The 7,397-nt window shown below is 71.1% G+C and carries 6 protein-coding genes, 1 pseudogene and 1 riboswitch; of the genes and pseudogenes, 4 read left to right on the plus strand and 3 right to left on the minus strand.

What is annotated here, in order from left to right; all coding sequences use genetic code 11:
• Positions 1–109: 109 nt before the first annotated feature.
• Together AB0O00_RS24955 and AB0O00_RS24960 are read right to left on the minus strand one after the other, a co-directional pair.
• Positions 110–1,363, minus strand: a complete 1,254-nt coding sequence (locus tag AB0O00_RS24955) for a hypothetical protein (protein WP_363655272.1) — start codon at positions 1,361–1,363, stop codon at positions 110–112.
• Between the two features lie 194 nt (positions 1,364–1,557).
• Positions 1,558–2,199 (minus strand): TMEM175 family protein, encoded by a 642-nt coding sequence (locus AB0O00_RS24960; protein WP_363655274.1) that lies wholly within the window; start codon positions 2,197–2,199, stop codon positions 1,558–1,560.
• Positions 2,200–2,341: 142 nt separating this feature from the next.
• Here AB0O00_RS24960 and AB0O00_RS24965 point away from each other — a divergent pair, with 142 nt between their 5' ends.
• Entirely contained in the window at positions 2,342–2,863 is a 522-nt protein-coding gene (locus AB0O00_RS24965; protein WP_363655276.1) for a PadR family transcriptional regulator, read from the plus strand.
• A 79-nt stretch (positions 2,864–2,942) separates the two neighbouring features.
• On the opposite strand, the gene thiC is transcribed toward AB0O00_RS24965, so the two are convergent.
• Positions 2,943–4,757 carry a phosphomethylpyrimidine synthase ThiC gene (gene thiC / locus AB0O00_RS24970; RefSeq protein WP_363655278.1) on the minus strand — a complete coding sequence of 605 codons (1,815 nt, stop codon included), beginning with the start codon at positions 4,755–4,757 and terminating at the stop codon, positions 2,943–2,945.
• Positions 4,752–4,887: riboswitch (TPP riboswitch) on the minus strand. It overlaps the preceding gene by 6 nt.
• A gap of 97 nt (positions 4,888–4,984) precedes the next feature.
• On the opposite strand from thiC, the gene AB0O00_RS24975 reads away from it, so the two are divergent.
• The 3 genes and pseudogenes from AB0O00_RS24975 to AB0O00_RS24985 all read left to right on the plus strand — a co-directional run.
• Positions 4,985–5,185 carry a hypothetical protein gene (locus AB0O00_RS24975; protein ID WP_218205124.1) on the plus strand — a complete coding sequence of 67 codons (201 nt, stop codon included), beginning with the start codon at positions 4,985–4,987 and terminating at the stop codon, positions 5,183–5,185.
• Positions 5,186–5,360: 175 nt separating this feature from the next.
• Positions 5,361–6,803: an SPFH domain-containing protein gene (locus AB0O00_RS24980; protein ID WP_363655281.1), complete on the plus strand. Its 1,443-nt coding sequence runs from the start codon at positions 5,361–5,363 to the stop codon at positions 6,801–6,803.
• Between the two features lie 84 nt (positions 6,804–6,887).
• Positions 6,888–7,397, plus strand: a pseudogene (locus AB0O00_RS24985) (ketoacyl-ACP synthase III); the annotation flags it as partial.

Raw genomic sequence — 7,397 nt, forward strand, 5'->3', positions numbered from 1 at the left:
TACCCCCCGGGGCGCCCCCTATTCCCCCCGCACGCCCGCGGGCGGGGGGGTGTAACCCCTACGAGACCCCCCCCCCCGCCGTCACGGGATGCGTCCGTTGCCGGGTGCGTCAGCTCCGGCGGGCCCGACGGGCCAGCACCACGGCGGCACCGCCGGCCGCGAGCAGGGCGCCCGCGACGCCGGCGGTCAGGCCGAGGCCGCTGGAGCCGGTGTCGGCGAGCTCGGCCTTGCTGCCCGTCCCAGCTGCCGCCACCGCTGCCTTCGGGCCGGCCGACGGGGTGCTGGTGGCCGCGCCGGCCGGGACGACGGCGGGCGCGCTGGTCGCGGCGCTCGCGGTCGGCGCCGGGGTCGCCGGGGTGGTGGCCGGGGCGTCCGGGTTCACGCACTCGGGGGCGCCGTCGACCGGCGTCGACGTGAACTTCTGGGTGGTCCAGAACAGGTCGGGGCCGCCCGCGCCCGGGTAGTAGCCGAAGTCGAGCTCGGTGTCGTCCGTGGTGGACTTGAAGTTCTTGCCGAGCGTGATCCGGGCGTTGAGCACCCGGTTGTCGACCGGACCGGTGGCCCACTTGACCAGGTCGACGTCGTTCCCGTCGTAGCCGGCGGCCTTCAGGCCGACCTTGTGCCAGCTGCCGTCGGCCGGGTTCTGGACGTCCACCTCGGCGTCACACGCGGCCGGGCCCTCCATCTTCCCGTACTTCTGGCCGGCCCACAGGAAGAAGCTGCCGTTGGTGAGGTGCCAGTCGAAGCCGTTGGCGGTCTTGATCGAGACCTGGAACGCGTGCGGCTTGCCGTCCGCCGGAACGGCCTTCGGCAGACCGGTGACGGCCGTGGTGAGCCCGGAGACCGGGACGTTCTTCACCGGCGCGAGCGCCGTCCAGTTACCGGCCTGGCCGGTCTTGTCCAGGCCGGGGCTCAGGAAGGCCTGGATCGCGAAACCGAAGGTCGGGCCCTCGTGCTTCGACTGCACCAGCTTCGCCCGCAGCTTGAACACGTGGGTGGCGTGCGGCTGCACCTCGACGGCCGCGCCGGTCAGGTCGGTGGAGACGCCCTCGTACCCCTTGAACTGGCCGCCGAGCTCCTGCGCGACGAGCTTCGCCGGCTGCCAGGCGCCCGAGGCGCCGTCGGCGTACTCCACCGCGACCTGGTCCAGGCCGAGGTACTGCTGGCCGAAGTACAGGACGAGGTGCTGGGTGTTGTACACCGCGTCCGCGTCGTTCTTCACCGTCACGGTGCCCTCGGTCCAGCCGCCGCCGGCCTCCACCGAGGTGAAGCCGTCGACCTGGACGGAGTGGTCCTTGTCCGGGCCGGCGGCCTGGGCGGGAAGGGACAGTGCAAAGGGGGTCGCGATCAGCGAGGCCGCCACGATTGCGTGCCGAAGTCTCAACTCAACCTCAAAAGTCCGAAATTGCCGCTATATCCCGCGGCGACGCGGTGATACCCCCCACCGCTTCGGGCGGAGAATAGCCGATCACAATTCCGGCGGCAAAACGTCGACAAAGCAATGCGGCCCGCGCTCCTCCCCGAGGAGCGCGGCCCGCTTCGAGGGGGGGGCTGCGGTCAGTCGGTAGACATTCCTGCGTCTCGACGACCCCGGACGGAGCGCAGGGCGAACCGGACCGCCGGGACCAGGCCCCAGCACAGCGAGGCCGCGTGAGTGACCAGCGCGACGGGTATCGACGCCGCGAACGTCACGACCACCGCGGCGTTCCAGGACAGGGTGTTGGCGATCACCGAGGGCGGGGTGTGATCCTTCAGCAGCCCGCCGCTTCGCAGTGCGGAGAACGCCCGCCAGAGGAACAGACCCGCGAGGGCCTGGCCGGCCGCGTAGGCGGTGAACTGGATCTGGAACGCGTCGGCCTCACTGGTCAGCAGCTTGGTCGTGAACGGCATGGTGACGATCATGAGCAGCCACGCCAGGTTCCAGTGGATCGCGCCACCCGTCAGCCCCTTCGCGTAACGGAACAGACGCTGGTGGAGCAGCCAGTGCATGGCGACGGCCGAGAAGCTGATCAGGAACGCCACGTACTCCGTCAGGTGCTCGCGCAGGAAGTGCAGAACACCGTCGTTGCCGTGCGCCTCTCCGTGCGGGACCGGTAGCTCCAGCGCCAGCAGCGTGATGGCGATGGCGATCACCGCGTCCGAGAAGTAGATCAACCGTTCCGGGCCGACCGGCTCGGCCTCGTCGGACTCTCCGTGCATCCTGCCTGTGCGTCGCGCAGCCATCTCGGCCATCCCGCCGTACCCCTCCGAAGTCACATTCCAATGTTGGACGGTCAAAGGATGACGGGTCAGGTTCGTTCTGTCCAGTCCTGACATGTCAGCCCGGTAGTAGGGTTCGGATATGAGCCTGCGCCACGCGATCCTGGGCCTGCTGGCCGAGAACCCCAGTAGCGGATACGACCTCATGAAGCGCTTCGAGACCTCGCTCGCCTTCGTCTGGCCGGCGAAGCAGAGCCAGGTCTACGGCGAGCTCGCCAGACTCAGCGAGACCGGGTTGATCGAGGTCACCGGCACCGGCGCCCGCAACCGCCGCGAGTACGGCATCACCGATGCGGGGAGCGCCGAACTGCGGGACTGGCTGATCGGGCCCGGCTCCGAGGCCGCCTACCGCAGCCCCGCACTGCTGCGCGTCTTCTTCCTGTGGACGCTGCAGCGCGAGGAGGGCGCCGCCTACCTCCAGGAATTCGCCCGCCGCAACAAGGCGCGCCACGCCTTCCTCGAAAGCCTCCGTGACGGCGCGGAGTGGCGCGGTGATCCCGTCCAGGTCTGCGAGTGGCTGGCGCTGGAGTTCGGGATCCGCGCCTCCCAGTCCTCCGGGGACTGGGCGGAGTGGGCGGCCGAGCAGCTGACCGAGCACCTGTAGGCGGATGCTTTTGCCGATCCAACGACGAAGAGCCGCCCCGAGAGTCGAAACTCTCGGGGCGGCTCTTTCGTGTGGCGCGTCAGTCGGCCAGCGGCAGGTACACCTTGTTGCCGTGGGCCTTGAACTCCTCGGACATGGCCTGCATGCCGGCCACGGCCTCGGCGTCGAACTGGGTGTCCACGGCGGTGGAGCCGTCGCCGTGCTCGTCGCGGATCTTCTGCGAGATCTTCATCGAGCAGAACTTCGGGCCGCACATGGAGCAGAAGTGCGCGGTCTTGGCCGGCTCGGCGGGGAGGGTCTCGTCGTGGAAGTCGCGCGCGGTCTCCGGGTCGAGGGCCAGGTTGAACTGGTCCTCCCAGCGGAACTCGAAGCGGGCGTCGGACAGGGCGTCGTCCCAGACCTGGGCGCCGGGGTGGCCCTTGGCGAGGTCGGCGGCGTGGGCGGCGATCTTGTAGGTGATCACGCCGGTCTTGACGTCGTCCCGGTTGGGCAGGCCCAGGTGCTCCTTGGGCGTCACGTAGCAGAGCATCGCGGTGCCCCACCAGGCGATCATCGCGGCGCCGATGCCGGAGGTGATGTGGTCGTAGCCGGGGGCGACGTCGGTGGTGAGGGGGCCGAGGGTGTAGAACGGCGCCTCGTCGCAGATCTCCTTCTGGAGATCCATGTTCTCCTTGATCTTGTGCATCGGGACGTGGCCCGGGCCCTCGATCATCACCTGGACGTCGCGCTCGCGGGCGATCCGGCCGAGCTCGCCGAGGGTCTGCAGCTCGGCGAACTGCGCCTCGTCGTTGGCGTCGGCGATGGAGCCGGGCCGCAGGCCGTCACCGAGCGAGAAGGTGACGTCGTAGGCGGCGAGGATGTCGCAGAGCTCCTCGAAGTTCGTGTAGAGGAAGTTCTCCTTGTGGTGCGCGAGGCACCAGGCGGCCATGATCGAGCCGCCGCGCGAGACGATGCCGGTCTTGCGGCGGGCGGTCAGCGGGACGTACCGCAGCAGCACGCCGGCGTGGACGGTCATGTAGTCGACGCCCTGCTCGCACTGCTCGATGATGGTGTCCCGGTAGACCTCCCAGCTGAGCTCCTCGGCCCGGCCGTCGACCTTCTCCAGCGCCTGGTAGAGCGGCACGGTGCCGATCGGCACGGGGGAGTTGCGCAGGATCCACTCGCGGGTGGTGTGGATGTTGCGGCCGGTGGAGAGGTCCATGACGGTGTCGGCGCCCCAGCGGGTGGCCCACGTCATCTTCTCCACCTCCTCCTCGATCGAGGAGGTGACGGCGGAGTTGCCGATGTTGGCGTTGATCTTCACCAGGAAGTTGGTGCCGATGATCGCCGGCTCCACCTCGGGGTGGTTCACGTTCAGCGGGATGACGGCGCGGCCGCGGGCCACCTCGTCGCGCACGAACTCGGGCTCCAGGCCCTCGCGCAGGGCCACGAACTCCATCTCCGGCGTGACGATCCCGCGCTTCGCGTAGGCGAGCTGGGTCACGGCGGCGCCGCCGCGGCCGCGCAGCGGGCGGCGGGGGCGGCCGGGGAAGACGGCGTCGAGGTTGCGCAGGTTCCCGCCGCGCGGCGAGGTGTGCTTGATCCCGTCGTCCTCGGGGCGGGCCTCGCGGCCGTCGTACTCCTCGACGTCGCCGCGCTGGCGGATCCACGCGTCGCGCAGGGCGGGCAGGCCGCGGCGCACGTCGGGCTCGTAGGCGGGGTCGGTGTACGGGCCGGAGGTGTCGTACAGCGGGACGGTCCTGCCGTTGGTGAGCACCACCTCGCGGTACGGGACCCGCAGGTCGGGGCGGGATCCCTCGCGGTGGGCCTTGCGCCAGGCCGGGGTCGGGTAGCCGGTGCGCTCGCTGCTCGGGGCGCTCTGGGCAGACTGCGGCTGTGCGTCGAACGTGGTCATCTGACCTTCACTCCCTACGCCGGCATTACCCGGTCCAGGTTCCTGCGGTCGGCGCAGCGTCCCGGCCGTCCGTCGACGGACCGTTCAGCGCCCTCTCAGCCCGGTGCTCCGAGCTCCCGCGTCCGCAGGCGGTGTTGCCTGCGCATGACGCCCAACACCGTAGCGAGCGGATCGCCGCAGGTCCAGATGGCTTCCGGTGGACGGACGGCGGGCGCAGACTGGACCCCATGATCGGACTGACGGGGCGGGTCACGGGGAAGGTCGGCGCGGGACTGGTCGGGGAGGTGCTGGTGCACGTGCCCGAGCGGCAGGGGACGGAGGCGTTCCTGGCGTACCTGGCGGTGCCGGGGGATCCGCTGCCGACGGGCACGCAGGTGATCGTGGTCGAGTACCAGGCGCCGCGAACGGTGTTCGTGTCGCCGGTCTGACGACCGGTTTCCCCTCGTCACGGGGCCTGTGACAGGACCGGGACGAAGTCACGACGTCACCTACTGGCGCACACGCACGAACAGGCGCAGAATCTCCGCTGCCACCGCGTCCGCGCACTCCTGCACAACCACGCGCAGCCACGGAAGCGGTGTGCCTCGAAGGGGGAGTCGGCCGATGGTTGTCGGCGTCGTCGCGGGGGCCGTGGTGGCCTCCATCATCGTTGTGATCGTCCTGTTCAGGCTCATGTGGCGGGTCGCCGAGCCGAACGAGGCACTGATCATCTCCGGGTCGAAGCACGGGGACGGCCTGGGATTCCGGATCGTCACCGGGCGGGGCACCTTCGTCGTCCCGGGCATGCAGGCGGTGCGCCGCCTGTCGCTCGACCTCAACGAGGCCGAGCTGGACGTCGAGTGCGTGACGTCCCAGGGCATTCCGGTGCACGTCAAGGGCGTCGTGATCTTCAAGGTGGGCGACGACGCGGTGTCGATCGCCAACGCCGCCCGCCGTTTCCTGGACCAGCAGAAGATGATGGGCCAGCGCGTGCACAACGTGTTCGCCGGTCACCTGCGCTCCATCGTCGGCGGGCTGACGGTCGAGGACATGATCCGCGACCGCGAGCGCCTGACCGGCGAGACCCGGGCCGCCTCGGGCACCGAGATGGAGAAGCTCGGTCTGATCATCGACTCGCTGCAGATCCAGGAGATCCTCGACCCGACCGGGTACATCCGCAACCTCGCCGCCCCGCACGCCGCGGCCGTCCAGCGCGACGCCCGCATCGCGGCCGCCGCCGCCGACCGCGTGGCCACCGAGGCCGAGCAGGAGGCCTTCGCCCGCAAGGCCGAGGCGACCCGCAACAGCGAGATCCAGCAGGCCGCCTACCAGGCCGAGATGGACACCGCGAGCGCCCGCGCCCGGCAGGCCGGCCCGCTCGCCGAGGCGGCCGCCCGCCAGGAGGTCGTCGTCCAGGAGACGAAGGTCGCCGAGCTGGAGGCCCAGCGCAAGGAGCAGCAGCTCCAGATCGACGTCCGCAAGCCGGCCGACGCCAAGGCGTACGAGACCCGCACCAAGGCCGACGCCGACCGCGACGCCCGGATCTCCTCGGCCCAGGCGCACGCCCGGGAGACCGAGCTGCGGGCGGCGGCCGACGCCAGCCAGGTAAAGATCGCCGCGGCGGCCGAGGCGGAGGCCACCAAGGTGCGCGGCCTGGCCGCCGCCGAGGCGACCAGGGCCACCGGTCAGGCCGAGGCCGCGGCCATCGAGGCCCGCGGTCTGGCGGACGCCGAGGCGGCCCGGGCGCTCGGGCTGGCCAACGCCGAGGGCATCCGGGCCCGCGCCGCGGCCCTCGCCGAGAACCAGGACGCCGTCGTGGCGCAGGAGTTGGCGGAGAAGTGGCCGGAGATCGTCCGGGCCGCCTCCGAGTCCTTCGGGAACGTCGAGCACATGGTGCTGCTCAACGGCGCCGACGGCATGGGCGAGATGTTCGCCAAGGCGCTCACCATGGGCGGCACCGGCCTCGGCCTCGCCCGTCAGCTGCTGAGCACCATGAAGGAGGCCCCGGCCGACGCGCCCGCCGACGCCAAGGCGCCGGTGGTGCAGCAGGTGCGCATCGAGGACTGAGTTCCGACGATTGGGTAGCCCCCCGTGCCCACCTGAGTACCCGTACTCAGGTGGGCACGGCCACGTCCGCCGGAGCATGGGGGCATGCGCCCACCAGCACACACGCGGATCGGCATCACCGCCGTCGGCTCCCGGCTGCCGGCCCGCCGGCTCACCTCACAGGAACTCCAGGACGAGGTCACGGCCGGGTCCCGACTGAAGCTCCCGGAGCGGATGTTCGAGAAGGCCACCGGGATCCGCACCCGGCACTTCGCGGCCGACGGCGAGTACGCCTCGACCCTCGCGATCGGCGCCGCCCGGCGCGCCCTCGCCGCCCGCGGCATCGGCCCGCAGGACGTCGACCTGCTGCTCTTCGCCTCCGCCACCCGGGACGTCTGCGAGCCCGCGACCGCCCACCTCGTGCAGGCCGAACTCGGCACCCGGGCCCACGCCCTGGACGTCTCCAACGCCTGCAACAGCTTCCTCAACGGGATCGACCTGGCCCGCGCGATGATCCTCGCCGGACGGGCCCGGCGCGCCCAGGAGGTCGAGGTCGAGACGCCCAGCCCCGAGAAGCGCCTCGACCCGACCGGCGCCGACACAGTCCGGGACGGC

The organism is Kitasatospora sp. NPDC093558 (assembly GCF_040683475.1).
Taxonomy (GTDB): domain Bacteria; phylum Actinomycetota; class Actinomycetes; order Streptomycetales; family Streptomycetaceae; genus Kitasatospora.